This is a genomic window from Acinetobacter sp. 1566109, assembly GCF_000582255.1.
Taxonomy (GTDB): Bacteria; Pseudomonadota; Gammaproteobacteria; order Pseudomonadales; family Moraxellaceae; genus Acinetobacter; species Acinetobacter nosocomialis.
This window is the reverse complement of the sequence record NZ_JEYB01000076.1, coordinates 1-14,395: the sequence shown is the minus strand read 5'-3', so window position 1 is coordinate 14,395 and position 14,395 is coordinate 1. Positions and strand designations below refer to the sequence as shown.

Annotated in this window: 14 protein-coding genes and 1 pseudogene; 10 read left to right on the top strand and 5 right to left on the bottom strand. The window is 36.8% G+C overall.

Features of this window, described 5'->3' with window-relative positions; translation table 11 throughout:
* Positions 1-292: pseudogene (locus J582_RS26990) on the top strand (TetR/AcrR family transcriptional regulator); the annotation flags it as partial.
* A 54-nt stretch (positions 293-346) separates the two neighbouring features.
* Here J582_RS26990 and J582_RS0105255 read toward each other — a convergent pair.
* Both J582_RS0105255 and J582_RS22730 read right to left on the bottom strand, forming a co-directional pair.
* Complete coding sequence (locus tag J582_RS0105255) at positions 347-1,504, bottom strand: hypothetical protein (protein ID WP_032048648.1); 1,158 nt, start codon at positions 1,502-1,504, stop codon at positions 347-349.
* Between the two features lie 245 nt (positions 1,505-1,749).
* On the bottom strand, positions 1,750-2,667 hold the full coding sequence (locus J582_RS22730; RefSeq protein ID WP_031983548.1) for a LysR family transcriptional regulator: 918 nt from the start codon (positions 2,665-2,667) through the stop codon (positions 1,750-1,752).
* Positions 2,668-2,764: 97 nt separating this feature from the next.
* On the opposite strand from J582_RS22730, the gene J582_RS22725 reads away from it, so the two are divergent.
* The 3 genes from J582_RS22725 to J582_RS22715 all read left to right on the top strand — a co-directional run bounded on the left by J582_RS22725 (position 2,765) and on the right by J582_RS22715 (position 7,324).
* Entirely contained in the window at positions 2,765-4,147 is a 1,383-nt protein-coding gene (locus J582_RS22725; protein ID WP_081405567.1) for an aspartate aminotransferase family protein, read from the top strand.
* A 106-nt stretch (positions 4,148-4,253) separates the two neighbouring features.
* A complete protein-coding gene (locus J582_RS22720) occupies positions 4,254-5,822 on the top strand; it encodes a CoA-acylating methylmalonate-semialdehyde dehydrogenase (protein ID WP_032048645.1) in 1,569 nt (522 codons plus the stop codon).
* Positions 5,823-5,926: 104 nt separating this feature from the next.
* The gene (locus tag J582_RS22715; RefSeq protein WP_004707938.1) at positions 5,927-7,324 is read left to right on the top strand and encodes an amino acid permease; all 1,398 of its coding nucleotides are present in this window, start codon (positions 5,927-5,929) and stop codon (positions 7,322-7,324) included.
* A 149-nt stretch (positions 7,325-7,473) separates the two neighbouring features.
* Here J582_RS22715 and J582_RS22710 read toward each other — a convergent pair whose 3' ends face one another.
* Positions 7,474-7,707 (bottom strand): DUF2171 domain-containing protein, encoded by a 234-nt coding sequence (locus J582_RS22710; protein ID WP_000105754.1) that lies wholly within the window; start codon positions 7,705-7,707, stop codon positions 7,474-7,476.
* A gap of 298 nt (positions 7,708-8,005) precedes the next feature.
* Here J582_RS22710 and J582_RS22705 point away from each other — a divergent pair, with 298 nt between their 5' ends.
* The 6 genes from J582_RS22705 (at position 8,006) to J582_RS22680 (ending at position 12,257) form a co-directional block, all read left to right on the top strand.
* Positions 8,006-8,980: an acyl-CoA dehydrogenase gene (locus J582_RS22705; protein ID WP_114271346.1), complete on the top strand. Its 975-nt coding sequence runs from the start codon at positions 8,006-8,008 to the stop codon at positions 8,978-8,980.
* Positions 8,968-9,762 (top strand): PIG-L deacetylase family protein, encoded by a 795-nt coding sequence (locus J582_RS22700; protein WP_022575421.1) that lies wholly within the window; start codon positions 8,968-8,970, stop codon positions 9,760-9,762. Before J582_RS22705 ends, J582_RS22700 begins: the two co-directional genes overlap by 13 nt.
* The gene (locus J582_RS22695) at positions 9,737-10,336 is read left to right on the top strand and encodes a class I SAM-dependent methyltransferase (protein WP_081404955.1); all 600 of its coding nucleotides are present in this window, start codon (positions 9,737-9,739) and stop codon (positions 10,334-10,336) included. The genes J582_RS22700 and J582_RS22695 overlap by 26 nt, the downstream gene beginning before the upstream one ends.
* Positions 10,333-10,977, top strand: coding sequence for a glycosyltransferase (locus tag J582_RS22690; RefSeq protein WP_031983542.1), 645 nt, complete (start codon positions 10,333-10,335; stop codon positions 10,975-10,977). Before J582_RS22695 ends, J582_RS22690 begins: the two co-directional genes overlap by 4 nt.
* A 283-nt stretch (positions 10,978-11,260) precedes the next feature.
* Complete coding sequence (locus J582_RS22685; protein WP_031983540.1) at positions 11,261-11,623, top strand: NirD/YgiW/YdeI family stress tolerance protein; 363 nt, start codon at positions 11,261-11,263, stop codon at positions 11,621-11,623.
* Between the two features lie 163 nt (positions 11,624-11,786).
* Entirely contained in the window at positions 11,787-12,257 is a 471-nt protein-coding gene (locus J582_RS22680; RefSeq protein WP_002049354.1) for an AnBLUF65 family BLUF photoreceptors, read from the top strand.
* On the opposite strand, the gene J582_RS26825 is transcribed toward J582_RS22680, so the two are convergent.
* A complete protein-coding gene (locus tag J582_RS26825; protein WP_004707954.1) occupies positions 12,254-12,580 on the bottom strand; it encodes a hypothetical protein in 327 nt (108 codons plus the stop codon). The two genes, J582_RS22680 and J582_RS26825, sit on opposite strands and share 4 nt — an antisense overlap.
* Before the next feature lie 713 nt (positions 12,581-13,293).
* Positions 13,294-14,395 (bottom strand): alpha/beta fold hydrolase (locus J582_RS22675; protein WP_032048644.1); only part of this gene is annotated, 1,102 nt, incomplete at its 5' end.

Sequence of the window (14,395 nt, the reverse complement as noted above, 5' to 3'; positions counted from 1 at the left end):
GTATGTTCTACATACCGACTTAGAAGGCCCGTACTACTTATTATTTAAGGCTATTTTTGAAACTAAAAATAGCTATCCAAATGCTTACCAAACCGCAGTAAGGTACAGAACATGGCTGACCAATGAAATCTATAGCGTACTTAGAACACTTAAGGCCGATGCATCATTTAATGAAGCGAAACTCTTTTTATATATGATTGAGGGTGCAATTATTCAGTATTTAGATAAGAACGATGCGTATGAAGGAAATAAGGCATTAGATTACTTTTTATTAAGGGTAGGGCTGGTTTAGATAAATATCCCAAAGTACATTGCAAGGTACTTTGGGATATACAGGTTTTAAATTTTACTTATAGTAAGTTTGGATTTGGTCAACAAGAAAGTCATAACTCGCTTTATTGTATAAAGCAAATTTTCCTTTTGTTTGATAATTAGTGGTCGACATAATTGCTGGTTCACCGTATGTTTCAGAAACAACATTACCTTTAACTTGCCATTCACCATCGTAAATTTTACCATTCATTTCAATGGCAGGGTCTTTACCACCCGAATAAATTTGATTACCTGCACTGTCTACAGAGTAAGTCACATTGTAGCCAGCCACAGTATCAAATTTATATTTAACGGTTGGATAAAGGGCTTGTTGCCATTCAGCTAGGGTTTTGAAATTAGTACTATCGTTATCAAAGAAATAAAATTCGGTATTGTTATAAACAACAGACTTCGGTACATAAACAAAAGAACCGCTTGGGAAAGTCGCATTACTATTCAATAAGCTCGTAAAAGCTGTTTGATTATTTTTAAGTATTCCAGCAAAGCGATTACTCATATATAAGTAGTCTATATTTTCTGGTCGACTTGTTAAAATATTAGATGGGAAAATGTCAGATATTTTTTTACCTGAAACATCTATTTTTTCGTAGTCGTAACTCACATTATCTGAATTTAAACTACAACTATCATTAAATTGAGCAGTTGTAATTTGTGAGCCTTGGGATGCAACGACATAACCTAAAGGCCAACCATTATTTTGCTTTTGGTATGTCTTTTTAGTGAAAAGACCGAAAGAGTTAAGGTCATAACTTTGGACGATATCTTCAGCCAAACTACTTTCAATTTCATCAGCAGTTATATTGTAAAGTGCTTTTGGATAAGCATATAACATTTGATCATTTCTTTTAATTTCATATGCATAAAGTTGTGGAATTGAAGTTGGAGGATTTCCTGAAGAAATTTCCTTAAATCTATAATTTAAAGAATATAGCGTTTCATCAAAAATTGTATTGGTTGAAAGCGTAGAATTTAAGAGAATACCTCTATCACACTTTAGACTATTTACATTTTGAGCAGATTGCCCTTGAGCTTGCGATGATACATTTTGAGTAGATTGTTCCTGAGCTTGTGATGATACATTTTCAGTATTATTAGAGCTTGAACTGCCTCCACCACACCCCGTTAACATAATAAATGAAATAGAAACTGCTAAAGTTGAAATTTTTTTCATGAATAAACCTTAAGTATTTATGTTTACTTTGCGGGCGTGATTATATATTTTTTATTTATTAAAAACAGATCGTTAAGTGATATTTATTAAATATTAAATATATTTAAATATAATCGATAGTCATTTTTATCTAAAAAGCCACTAGGAAGCTTAAATTTTGTAAATTTCTATTATGAAGTTTTTTTAAATAAAAGGGCTTGTTATTTATATAATATCTATATTCTAACATCTATATATAACTATTTTTAATCATTACTGATTCTTTTCTCAAGCATTTCCATAAAGGTTTTTAAAATATTATTGTGGTTTTTACCCTTATGAGTAATTAAGCATATAGGGGTGCTGTAGTGCATTTTGTCTTTTAAAACAGGTTGCATCACACCATCTACAACCCATTTTTTTGCATAGTGGTCAGGTAAAAAACCTAAAAATTTTCCGGTTAAAATCAAAAAGGCAATCCCTTCACGGTCACTTGCCGTGGCTTTACAGTCTAAAAGCTGATGCAACTTCGCTGCTTCCGATGTAATGGCATAATTAGGAAGAATGGCTTGCCATTTTTTTAATTCATTTAAATTGATGTTGCTACAGTGGTTAAATAAAGGATGATTTTTGCCGCAATATAAAAATGAACTTTCACTATATAAGTCGAAATAGTCTAAACCAGACAAAGGCGTTACAAGGGGAATAACACCCGCATGCAATCGGTTATCGAGTACACGACACTCAATATCTGAAAGGGTGCTCATACTAATATTAATAATAACCTCGGCATGTTCCTCGGCAAGTTGAGTCAAGGTGTTGGTGATATAGCCTCTTGGCATAGTCACAAGGTTGTTAATAATGCCGATATTAAACTCACCCTTAAGGCGGTTATGCATTTGGTTGACTTTAGAGCGGAAGTCTTCAATCGCTGCTGTGAGTACTTCAATATATTCTAAAATTTCCCGCCCTTCATCGGTGAGGGCAAAGCCGGCACGACCACGTTGGCATAGCCGAATACCTAAACGATTTTCTAAATCACTCATATGCAAACTAATTGCAGAGCGGCTAATACCTAAAATACTTTCGGCAGATGTAAAGCTGTGACAGTCGCAAACCGTTTTAAATATTTTGAGAAGTTTTATATCAAAATCAGTAACTTGATTTAATTTTTTAGGTTTCATTTAGTTTTGTTTTTTTAAATCTAAACTCAAGATAATTTGAATTTATCAAACTTATCTCGCTATGTACACTCAAACCATAATTTGAAAATAAACAGGAATGGTTATGTTTGATACGGATAAATTCAGCGACTCTGAGCATACTTTGGATGCGGTTCAAACTAATAATAATATGCACATAAATTATCAGGCACACTGGATGCCTTTTTCTGCAAATCGAAACTTTGCTAAAGATCCGCGCATGATTGTGGGTGCAAAAGGGTCATACCTGATTGATGATTCGGGCCGTGAAATTTATGACTCACTTTCAGGCTTATGGACATGTGGTGCAGGCCATACCTTACCCGAAATTCAACAAGCGGTAAGCGCCCAATTAGGTCAGCTTGATTATTCACCAGCTTTTCAGTTTGGTCATCCGCTTTCTTTTAAGCTGGCAGATAAAATTGTTCAGCATATGCCTGAAAAACTACAACACGTTTTCTTTACCAACTCAGGGTCAGAGTCGGCAGATACCTCAATCAAAATGGCACGTGCCTATTGGCGTATTAAAGGCAAACCAAGCAAAACCAAATTGATTGGTCGTGCCCGTGGCTACCATGGCGTAAACGTTGCGGGGACAAGCTTAGGTGGAATTGGCGGCAACCGTAAAATGTTTGGTCAGCTTATGGATGTTGATCATTTACCACATACTTTACAGCCGAATTTAACTTTTACCAAAGGCTGTGCAGAAACAGGCGGGGTAGAACTTGCCAATGAAATGCTTAAATTAATTGAGCTACATGATGCTTCAAATATTGCAGCCGTTATTGTAGAGCCTATTTCCGGTTCAGCAGGTTGTATTGTGCCGCCAACAGGCTATTTACAACGTTTACGAGAGATCTGTGATCAGCATGACATCTTGTTAATTTTTGATGAGGTGATTACAGGATTTGGACGTTTAGGAACATGGACTGCGGCGGAATATTTCGGAGTTACGCCAGATATTTTGAACTTTGCTAAACAAGTCACCAATGGTGCCATTCCTTTAGGTGGTGTGGTGGCAAGCCATGAAATTTACTCTGCGTTTATGCAGCAAGACTTACCAGAACACGCCATTGAATTTACCCATGGCTATACCTATTCGGCACATCCGGTTGCTTGCGCTGCCGCTTTAGCTGCGCTTGAAGTTTTAGAAAAGAAAAACTTGTTAGCTCAATCGGCGGCGTTGGCACCAAGTTTTGAAAAAATGCTGCATGGTTTAAAAGGCGCACCGCACATTTTAGATATTCGCAACTGTGGCTTGATTGGTGCGTTGCAGTTAGCTCCGCGTGATGGCGATGCCACCATTCGAGGCTTTGAACTCGGTATGAAACTCTGGAAAGAAGGTTTATATGTCCGCTTTGGAGGTGACACGCTTCAGTTCGGTCCAATGTTCAACAGTACGGAAGCAGATATTGACCGCTTATTGAATGCCGTGGGCGATGCACTTTATCAAGTGAAATAAGCCTTATAGATATTTATGAGCATCGGTAGTGTCTCTGGATGCTCTTTAAAAACCAAATGAAAAAGCAGTTTGATCTGAAAACTAATTGTAGTAAGGAGTAACAACAATGACAAATGGCCTAGAAGATTTTAGCTATGACGAAGTTTCAACTGAAAATAGTACGCATAGCGAACAAGCCAAAAAAGTGCTAGGGCATTTCATTCAAGGACGAATTGTATCTAAAACGGCAAGAAAACAGCCAGTTTACAATCCTGCGACGGGTGAAATTAGTAAAGAAGTCGAAATTGCAGATGCTCAAACGGTAAATGAAGCAGTTCAGGTCGCCGAGCAAGCATTTCCTGCATGGCGTGATACACCAGTTATTAAACGTGCACGTGTCATGTTTAAGTTCAAACAACTATTAGAGCAAAATGCCGAAAAGATTTGCGCTTTGATTGGGCAAGAGCACGGCAAAATTTCTCATGATGCTCAAGGCGAATTGCAACGTGGTATAGAAAATGTTGAATATGCTTGCGGCGCACCAGAGCTTTTAAAAGGGGAGTTTTCAAAAAATGTTGGTCCAGATATCGACTCATGGAGTGAGTTCCAACCGCTAGGTGTTGTCGCTGGTATTACGCCGTTTAACTTCCCAGCCATGGTTGCTTTATGGATGTTCCCAATGGCACTGGTTTGCGGTAACTGCTTTATTTTAAAACCTTCTGAAAAAGCACCTTCTGTGGTTTTATACCTTGCTGAACTTTTAAAACAGGCCGGTTTACCTGATGGCGTATTTAATGTGGTAAATGGTGACAAAGAAGCGGTAGATGCCTTATTGCATCATCCACGTATTCAGGCAGTCAGCTTTGTGGGTTCGACGCCAATTGCTGAATATATTTACCGTACAGCGACTTCAACAGGTAAACGTTGCCAAGCATTAGGCGGTGCAAAAAATCATGCCATCATTATGCCTGATGCCGATATTGATAACGTGGTGACTTCATTATTAGGCGCTGCTTTTGGTTCTTCGGGCGAACGTTGTATGGCACTTTCGGTTGCGGTTGCTATTGGCGATGAAGTTGCCGATGTCGTGATTGATAAGCTCACTCAAGAAATGAAAAAATTGAAGTTCGGTAACTATGCAGATGCAAGTAACGACTTTGGGCCGCTTATTACCCAAGTGCATAAAGACAAAGTGCAGGCTTATATTCAAAGTGCAGAACAGCAAGGCGCAAAAATTGTGGTCGATGGCCGTGATGCAAAACCTGCAGGCTATGAAAAAGGTTTCTTTGTTGGACCAACTTTAATTGATCAAGTCACTCCAAATATGACCAGTTATCAGCAAGAAATTTTTGGTCCTGTGTTGCAAGTTATGCGTGTGAATAGCATGCAAGAAGCGATGCAGCTGATTAATGACCACGAATATGGCAACGGTACTTGTATCTATACCCGTGATGGTGAGGCAGCGCGCTATTTTAGCAGTCACATTCAAGCGGGTATGGTCGGTATTAATGTGCCTTTACCAGTACCTGTGGCTTACCACAGCTTTGGTGGCTGGAAACGTTCATTGTTTGGTGATTTACATGCGTATGGTCCAGATGGCGTCCGTTTCTACACACGCCGTAAAACCATTACACAGCGCTGGCCTTCGGCTCAAGTCCGTGAAGCAAAACAGTTCTCAATGCCAACTTTAAATTAATGTCTGCAACAAAGGGAAAACATCAGGTTTTCCCTTTTTCATTAGCAAAGGATTTTTAAACATGTAATAGATTGTTTTATGGATATATTTTTAAGGAATGAAATATGAATAATGATAGAACAAAAAAATTAGGCGAAGGACTTTCAAATCGCCATATCACAATGATTAGTATTGGCGGTGTTATTGGTGCAGGTTTATTTGTCGGTTCATCTTCTGCAATTGCCAAAGCAGGCCCAGCGGTCATTCTTGCATATCTCACTACCAGTATTATGGTCTTTCTGGTCATGCGAATGTTGGGTGAAATGGCCGTTTTAGAGCCGGACACCGGTTCATTTTCTACCTATGCCCGTAAAGCGATTGGCCCGTGGGCAGGCTTCACTATTGGTTGGTTATATTGGTGGTTTTGGGTGCTTGCGATTCCGGTAGAAGCGATTGCTGGCGCAGAAATTTTACATTCGTGGTTTCCGAGCGTTTCGGTTTCTATCTATGCATTTTGCTTTATTGTGTTCTTAAGCTTGGCCAACTTTTTTAGTACCAAAAGCTTTGGTGAGTTTGAGTTCTGGTTTTCTTTAGTCAAAGTGGTTGCCATTATTGGATTTATCATAATTGGTATTTTGGCAATTTCAGGTATTTGGCCTTTAGCTAAAAATGTTAGCGGTGTTGCCAATTTATATAATAACGCTGGCTTTATGCCGCATGGTATGGGAGGTATTTTATCTGCCATTTTAATTACGGCATTTTCATTTTTTGGGGTAGAAATTGTCTCGATTGCCGCGGCAGAGTCATCCAACCCTAAACAGAAAATTAGACGTGCCACCAATTTGGTGCTGTACCGTATTATTCTTTTCTTTGTGGTTTCAATGTTTATTGCTGTTTCGCTTGTCGATTGGCGTTCACCAGACTTACAAAAGTACGGGACATTCCAATACGTTTTAATGAGCTTAAATGTACCGGGTACTAAACTTATTATTGATACGGTTGTGTTTATCGCCGTGGCAAGCTGTATGAATGCCGCAATTTATACGTCTTCTCGTATGTTATTCCGTTTAGGAACACGCAATGAAGCACCGCAGGCAGTCACTAAAGTGAATTATGCGGGGGTACCGGCAATTGCGGTGTTTTCCTCAACTTTTATTGGTTTAGTATGCTGTGTCATTAACTATGTATTCCCTGGGAAAGTGTTTGGCTTATTGCTTTCAAGCACAGGTTCGATTGCTTTGCTGGTGTATTTGGTTATTGCGTTTTCACAGTTACGATTAAGACATAAGTTAGAAGCAGCTGGAGCAGAAATTCCCTTTAAAATGTGGTTGTTTCCATGGCTGACTTGGTTTGTGATTATTATTATTTTAAGTGTATTGGCTTATATGTTCTTCTCACCAGCCTATAGTTATGAAACGACTCTATCTTTAGGGGTAACGTTAGGTGTGGTGGTGTGCGGTTTATTTGTGACCCGAAAGCGTAAAGCAACCCGTTCGGTTGCAATAAATCAGAGTAATTTATAAAAATATTGAATTAAAATTTTTATGATAGAAATAAAAAGCTCCTTAATAAAAAGGAGCTTTTTACTTTTTTAATTCTCGTTATTTTATTTTAATTGTTGTTTATATTTTTAAATAAGATGCACAGTTATAAACTAACTGTGCAAAGAAATTTAAATGGCTTGCCAATTTTCTTTAACTTCTTGAGAGTTTTTATTTAAGATGACTTGATCGTCTTTTACTTCACCAATCCAAGAAGTAGGAATAAGGTGATGTTGATCATTTTCGTCTTTAGTAAGTTTTAACTGATTTTCACCTTCAAGGTGATCAACAGTTCCTACTTTGGTACCACAAGAAGCAATAACGTCTGCATGTTTTTTAATATCATTAATATTTAAAGTACTCATTTTTGACCTCTTCTTTGGAAATAGAAAAATCGTAGAAACTAAATTACTGGATAAAATCGGAGAAATCTTTCTTTTTTAATAAACCTTACATGATTATTTTATATTTTCACTTAAGCGATATAGTTAAATAACAATGAAATAAAACGAAATATTCATTTAATAAAGTTATAGAAAATATCTTTTTATTACATTTTATATCTTTAATTAAACAGAATTATTTCGATATGTTTAAGTTAATACTTTTGAATAATTATTTGTAATGAATATTAAAATATCTATAAATATGAAAATCTTGAGTATGTTGAATGAATTCGAACATGCTGAAGCTGAAAACAAAAGTCAGCTACGCCAAGACTTGCTTCAAGAATTAGTAAGTTTAGCTAAAAATTTACCCTATCCAGCATCAGGTCAAACCTACCAAAGGTGGCAAATGTTCGCTCAAATTGCAGGGAGTGACTTAAGTCTAGCTAAATTATTTGAGTCACATTGTGATGCTTTAAGTATTTTAAAAGAACTGGGTTATCAAGCTGAAATAGATGAGCAAACGTGGGCGGTATGGGCAGCAGAGGGCGGGCCTGCACCTCTACAAGTCGAGAACAATCATTGTAGCGGTATCAAAACTTGGTGTTCTGGCGCTGAATTTATTCACAAGGCTTTAATGAGCTATAAGGACAAGCAAGGCCAAGCACAGCTTTGTATTGTTGAATTAAGTGATCCTTCGGTTCATGTTGACCTAAATCATTGGCAAGCCGTTGGTATGCAAGGCACTCAAACTGCTCAGGTACATTTTGACAATACTCCCGTTACAGTTATAGGTCAGCCAAATCGCTATTTGGAGCGTCCCGGATTTTGGCATGGTGCGGCTGGTGTTGCCGCTTGTTGGTATGGTGCGGCGGTACGTTTAGTTAGCTTCCTACATGAAAGTTGCAAACTCAGCCCAAACGCATTTAAAAAAATGTATTTAGGGGAATTAGCTCAACAGCTTTCTGTAACAAAACAGTATTTTCAATATATTGCCAAGCTTATTGATGAAGAACCTATGCTCAGTCATGAGCGAGAAATCCGTATATTGCGTGCTCAAACAGAACAATGCTGCCAGAGTGTTATTCAACTTGTTGGTAAGGCTTTAGGCGCGCGTCCTTATTGTGAAGAAGCTATATTTTCACAGCTCATTGCTGATTTGCCTGTCTTTATTCGTCAGAGCCATGCGGCTTTTGATTATGAGTCTATTGCAGAGCTCTGTTTGCCGGAGAAAAGCTTATGGGAACTTTAACTCATCCCTTAGTCGAAGATCGCGTAATTTCAGGTGAAGGAACACCGAAGTTTAAGTGGCTAGAGGCATTTAAAACCCATCCTTTAGATGGGCTGAATTTACAATTGTTTCGTTCGAAAAGAGTGGTGATTGTCGCTCCGCATCCTGATGACGAAGTGCTTGGCTGTGGTGGTTTAATGCAGCAGCTAGTCAAAGAAAATTGTCATCTTGTTATTGTGGCGGTCAGTAATGGCACGCAAAGCCATCCCCATTCAACAAAATACAGCCCAGACCAATTAAACGAATTACGTCCGCAAGAGACTTTTGCTGCTTTGAATAGTTTAGGTGTCTCAGATCATTCTGAACGAATTGCTTTAAACCTTACGGATGGTCAGATTCACTCACAGACTCATCTATTAAATCAAGCGCTCAGCCAAATCGTTCAACCTGAAGATATTTTAATTTGTAGTTATGCATTTGATGGGCATCCAGACCATGAGGCCGTCGGGAAAACAGTGCAGGCCTTTGCAAAAGTGCATCAATTAGTATGTGTGCATGTACTGATTTGGGCATGGCATTGGGCAGAGCCTTTAGACCCACGTATTGATTGGTCCAAAGCACAAGCTTATGCCTTAACTGAAAACCAATTAAATAAAAAAGTTCAAGCAGTTATGCAATTTAAAACACAAATTGAAGCCGATGAAAGTACAGGCAATTCCGCCGTTTTGTCTTCTAGTGCCATTAGCCGTCTTTTAATGCCTTATGAGGTATATCTGAGTGACTCATTCTCGTATGTATTTTGAGGAGTTGTATCATAGTAATAATGATCCATGGGGCTATGATTATCACTGGTACGAAGCCCGTAAAAGACAAATCTGCCTTGCATTATTAACACGACCTCATTATGAAAAAGTTTTAGAAATTGGCTGTTCAAATGGGCATTTAAGCGTTTATCTAGCTCAGCGTGCTGCGAGTCTATTGTGTATAGATGTCTCTGAGCAGGCCGTTCAACTCGCATCCCAAAGGTTAGAAGCATTTGAACATGTGACTGTTGAAAATAGAAAAATACCTGAAGATTTTTATGAACAAAAATTTGACCTAATTGTGATTAGCGAAGTGGCGTATTACCTCACATGCGATGAGTTAGATGAGTTTATTGAAAAATTAAAGCAGGCCTTAAACCCGGAAGGGGAAATTTTGTGTTGCCATTGGCGACATGATATTCAGGATTTTGAATTGAATGCCAAGCAAGTTCATCAAAACTTTCAGCAATATTTTCCATTTCATCATTATTTAAGTCTAAACGATCCAGACTTTATGGTTGATGTTTGGACTGTTAATTCTTCGTCAATAGCTCAGCGGGAACAATTACGATGAAAATAGGTGTTGTGATTCCAGCGCATAATGAAGAACAGCATTTGCCAGCCTGTTTGCAGTCAATTCAAGATGCGATAGAAAAAGTACCGGATGAACAGGTTGAGGTTATGGTTGTGCTCGATAGCTGTACAGACCAGTCGCGCTCAATTGTACAAAGTTATAGAGTAAGCTGGATTGAATGTAATTATGCGTGTGTTGGAAAGGCCCGAGACTTAGGTATTCGTCAAGTTATTCAAAATGGAGCAACTTGGCTTGCCTGTACCGATGCCGATAGTATTGTCAGTCCAGACTGGTTGCGTTGCCAAATTTTGCATCAGCCTACAGATGCAATTTGCGGTATTGTGACTTTAGATGACTTGAGCCGATTATCTGTTATAAAACAAAAAAAGTATTTGTCACATTATCAAGACTGTATGGATCATCATCATATTCATGGTGCAAATTTAAGTTTTAGTGCTGCTGTTTATATGCAAGTTGGTGGTTTTGAACCGGTTCCTTGTCATGAAGATGTTTCCCTCATTAATAAATTGATAAGACAGTGTTGTAATATTACATGGAGCAATTTAGTTCGAGTAACCACTAGTAGTCGATTAGAAGGAAGGGCACCAGAAGGTTTATCTAAATTTTTAGAAAATCTTTAATTAATATTTTTTTCTTAAGTTTATTTTAATAATTAATATCTATTCTAGACTTATATCCTCTGTTATACGTTATTTTTTTGGTTCAGTAAGCTACATCTTTTTGCCACATCACCCGATGTGGTTTTTTTTTATTTTAATGATTAAAAAAAGAGCCAGTCCAAAAGCTTCTCCAACAATAATATTGTACATCTGACATGATGACACAAAAAATCACAAAAGCTAAAACTCACAATTTTAAGAAATTGTTTAGATAACTATGAATAAAAGAATAGGAGAAATTTTAATGAAAAAAATAGTGTTAACCACAATTACCAGTCTGGTTTTATTCGTTAGCAGTGCAACCTTTGCAAGAACTGATCCGGCTATACTCAATCAAGCTGCAAAAAATGTAGTCACTGTTTCAAAAGCAAAAACATTAGCTGATGAAACAGGTGTAACCCTCACTGGAACTATCGTAAAGCATATTGCTGGCGACCATTATGAGCTTAAAGACAAAACGGGTTCCATCGTGATTGATGTTGATGATGACTTAGCAAATGGTTGGCAATTAAAAGTGGGAGATAAAGTACGTATTGTAGGTGAAGTTGACACACATCGTATTAAGCCCACCGAAATTGAAGTTTTACAAATTGAACGTGTTAAATAATGTGGTTATAAATACCATGGCCCGAACTAGTTTCGGGCTTTTTTATTGAAATTAGGAAAGGTTACGAATTTTTTATAATAATGAAATGTAAAGTATTTCTGTTAAAGGTGTGTTAAGTTGAAAATTCCATTAATAATGAAATTTTATATTTCACGGAAGTCTTATGAACGTTCGACTGTGTTATGCCAGCCAACGAAATGAAAATAATGAAGATTTGCTACAAGATTTGCGTGATATCCTAACAGAAGCTCGTGATTTCAATGATTTGAACGAGATTTGTGGAGTACTTTATTATGCCGATAATGCATTTTTTCAATGTTTAGAAGGCGAAAAAGAGGTAGTGGAAAGATTATTTGAGAAAATTCAAAAAGATCAAAGGCACCACAATGTTAAATGGTTATGCACATATTCCATTGAAGAAAACTCTTTTCAACGTTGGTCAATGAAATATGTGCAACGCAATACAAATATCGAGGCTTTCTTTCTCAAGATGGGAGAAAGTACTTTTAACCCAATTTTGCTTAATCAGCAAAATCTCAAATTTTTCTTAAATGAACTATTAATTGCAGAGCAAACTAAAGTTGATACGGTTAGGAAAGTTGGAATGGTTAATCGGGGAGTAAATCCATTCTAACTATTTGACGTTATACCGATATGGATGTGCTTGAGTTTAGGTACAATTTTAGTCATCACTAAATATACAATCAGTGAAACCGAAAGCATCCATATCACTTCTAAACTTTGACTAATCACGAACATTGCCCAGTAAAAAAAACTAAATAGAGCAATACATAGTCCACTACCTTTGTAGTACCACGTAATAAATATTCCAAAGAGTGCCGAAGAAATTAAGAGATTAGTCGTCTCATTCATTCCTAGGTAATTAAAAAAAATAATCATTAAGCATAGAGCTAACATTGATAGTAAATATACAAATATATTTTTTGCGATAAACATTTTCTATACCCTATCTGAAGATTATAAAAAGGTATCTTTCCTCTGTTTCCAGAGGAAAGATAGTACATATTAATTTTTTGAGATTCTTTTTCTATTATTAAGAGTTTTTATATTAATAAAGATGACTTTATCATTTTCTCCAGATCTCTTTATTAATATTCAGCTTTCTATTTAATAGTAAAGAGTGCTTATATGTACTGAAATTAATTATAGGAAAAACAATCAGTTGTGTTGTAAGCTTTGACCTACATGATTGTGAGATATTGCCTACAATTGTTCAAATAATGTACATATTTTACAATGAATAATAAATTAAAATTATTGTATTTCAAATATTTGAGTAAAATCCCTGTTGAGTTGAGCTTTACACAAATAACAAAAAGTAACATCGACTTTAGGTAGATAATCTTAAAAGTCAAAAATATTATTTAAATAAAATGGATATATTTTAAGAAAAATTTAACGTTTGATAAAATTTTTTATTTTAAAAATGGTTTTGTGATAAATAAAATTTATGTTTTTATGACTAAATTAATATATTGGTTAACTATAAAGTGGCAATTTTTTATTATCTTTGTGTTTTATAAAATCGTACTTATAACGTGTGATAAGCAATTACATGCATATGGATTATTCAAATAAAAAGCTTTTGCATAGTTTGAATTTTAAGCAGCGTAGAACTGGCTACGCTGGCTTTCGTGCTTTTAAAAGTATTAGTCTGAACGGGTCGCTAACCAATTACTTATTTCAGGCCAAACAAAACTAGGAGCTTGGCTACCTGAAACCACCCCCATATGGCCGCCTGGTACGGTTTTGAATGTTTTATCTTTACTACCAATTAAGGTCATAAGGGGTTTAACGGCATCGGCGGTCACAATAATGTCTGTATCGCCACCCACGGCTAACACTGAACAATCAATATCTTTTAGATGAGCTGTAAGTTCGCCAAACTTAACGACACCTGTTGATAGCTCATTATCAATCCAGAAACGTAAAATAATGTCACGCATAACGCCGCCTGGATAAGCCAGCATATTGTCTATAAATGAACTAGAGGTGGCGTGGTCAACAATAAATTCTCGGTTATCAAGATTTTTTAAAAGCTGCCAATAGGTTTTTAAATTGCCAATTGGGTCCGTTAATTTAAAACCGAGTGTGTTTTGCCAACCATGAATATGAAACACTTCACTTGGTACATGTTGGCGAATACGAAAAGGGGTGTGCTTACGAACCCACTGTGCAGGTTTGGTCAAGCTTCCATAAAGTTTACCCATATAACCCGCTTTATGGGTGTCGATAGGTGAAGCAAGAATAATCAAATTTTTAATATCTTTATCTTTAAATAACGCGGTATAGCAGAGTGAAAGAGCACCACCTAAACTCCAGCCATGTAAAGAGAGCTGTTGTTGTCCACTATGTATACGAACCTGTTTTAACATTTCAGGCATAAAGACTTTTATATAGGTGCCAAAATTGTATTTTGCCTGATGTCGGGTTGGTACGCCCCAGTCGATTAAATAGACATCAAAACCTTGAGCTAAAAAGTAACGTATAAGGCTGCGTGTAGGGAACAAATCGTAAATAAGCATGTTGACTGCTAATGGTGGAACGATGACTAACGGTACGCTGTGTTTAGCTATAGGAGCTTCAGCCTCATTTTTATAGTGACGTAAACTCATAATTTCATGCTTATAAATCACATCAAAAGGTGTTTTTCCTGACAAGGCAATTTGAGGGCCTCTAAAAAACAGATCTGATGCATTGGTCAGCATGTGAGGTATTTTCTGACCAGCACGCTTTTTAAGTGACGTTTTA

Excerpts from the sequence above, each read along its gene's own strand:
- J582_RS0105255 (WP_032048648.1), bottom strand. The coding sequence starts at position 1,504 with ATGAAAAAAATTTCAACTTTAGCAGTTTCTATTTCATTTATTATGTTA.
- J582_RS22730 (WP_031983548.1), bottom strand. The coding sequence starts at position 2,667 with ATGAAACCTAAAAAATTAAATCAAGTTACTGATTTTGATATAAAACTT.
- J582_RS22725 (WP_081405567.1), top strand. The coding sequence starts at position 2,765 with ATGGTTATGTTTGATACGGATAAATTCAGCGACTCTGAGCATACTTTG.
- J582_RS22720 (WP_032048645.1), top strand. The coding sequence starts at position 4,254 with ATGACAAATGGCCTAGAAGATTTTAGCTATGACGAAGTTTCAACTGAA.
- J582_RS22715 (WP_004707938.1), top strand. The coding sequence starts at position 5,927 with ATGAATAATGATAGAACAAAAAAATTAGGCGAAGGACTTTCAAATCGC.
- J582_RS22710 (WP_000105754.1), bottom strand. The coding sequence starts at position 7,707 with ATGAGTACTTTAAATATTAATGATATTAAAAAACATGCAGACGTTATT.
- J582_RS22705 (WP_114271346.1), top strand. The coding sequence starts at position 8,006 with ATGTTGAATGAATTCGAACATGCTGAAGCTGAAAACAAAAGTCAGCTA.
- J582_RS22700 (WP_022575421.1), top strand. The coding sequence starts at position 8,968 with ATGGGAACTTTAACTCATCCCTTAGTCGAAGATCGCGTAATTTCAGGT.
- J582_RS22690 (WP_031983542.1), top strand. The coding sequence starts at position 10,333 with ATGAAAATAGGTGTTGTGATTCCAGCGCATAATGAAGAACAGCATTTG.
- J582_RS22685 (WP_031983540.1), top strand. The coding sequence starts at position 11,261 with ATGAAAAAAATAGTGTTAACCACAATTACCAGTCTGGTTTTATTCGTT.
- J582_RS22680 (WP_002049354.1), top strand. The coding sequence starts at position 11,787 with ATGAACGTTCGACTGTGTTATGCCAGCCAACGAAATGAAAATAATGAA.
- J582_RS26825 (WP_004707954.1), bottom strand. The coding sequence starts at position 12,580 with ATGTTTATCGCAAAAAATATATTTGTATATTTACTATCAATGTTAGCT.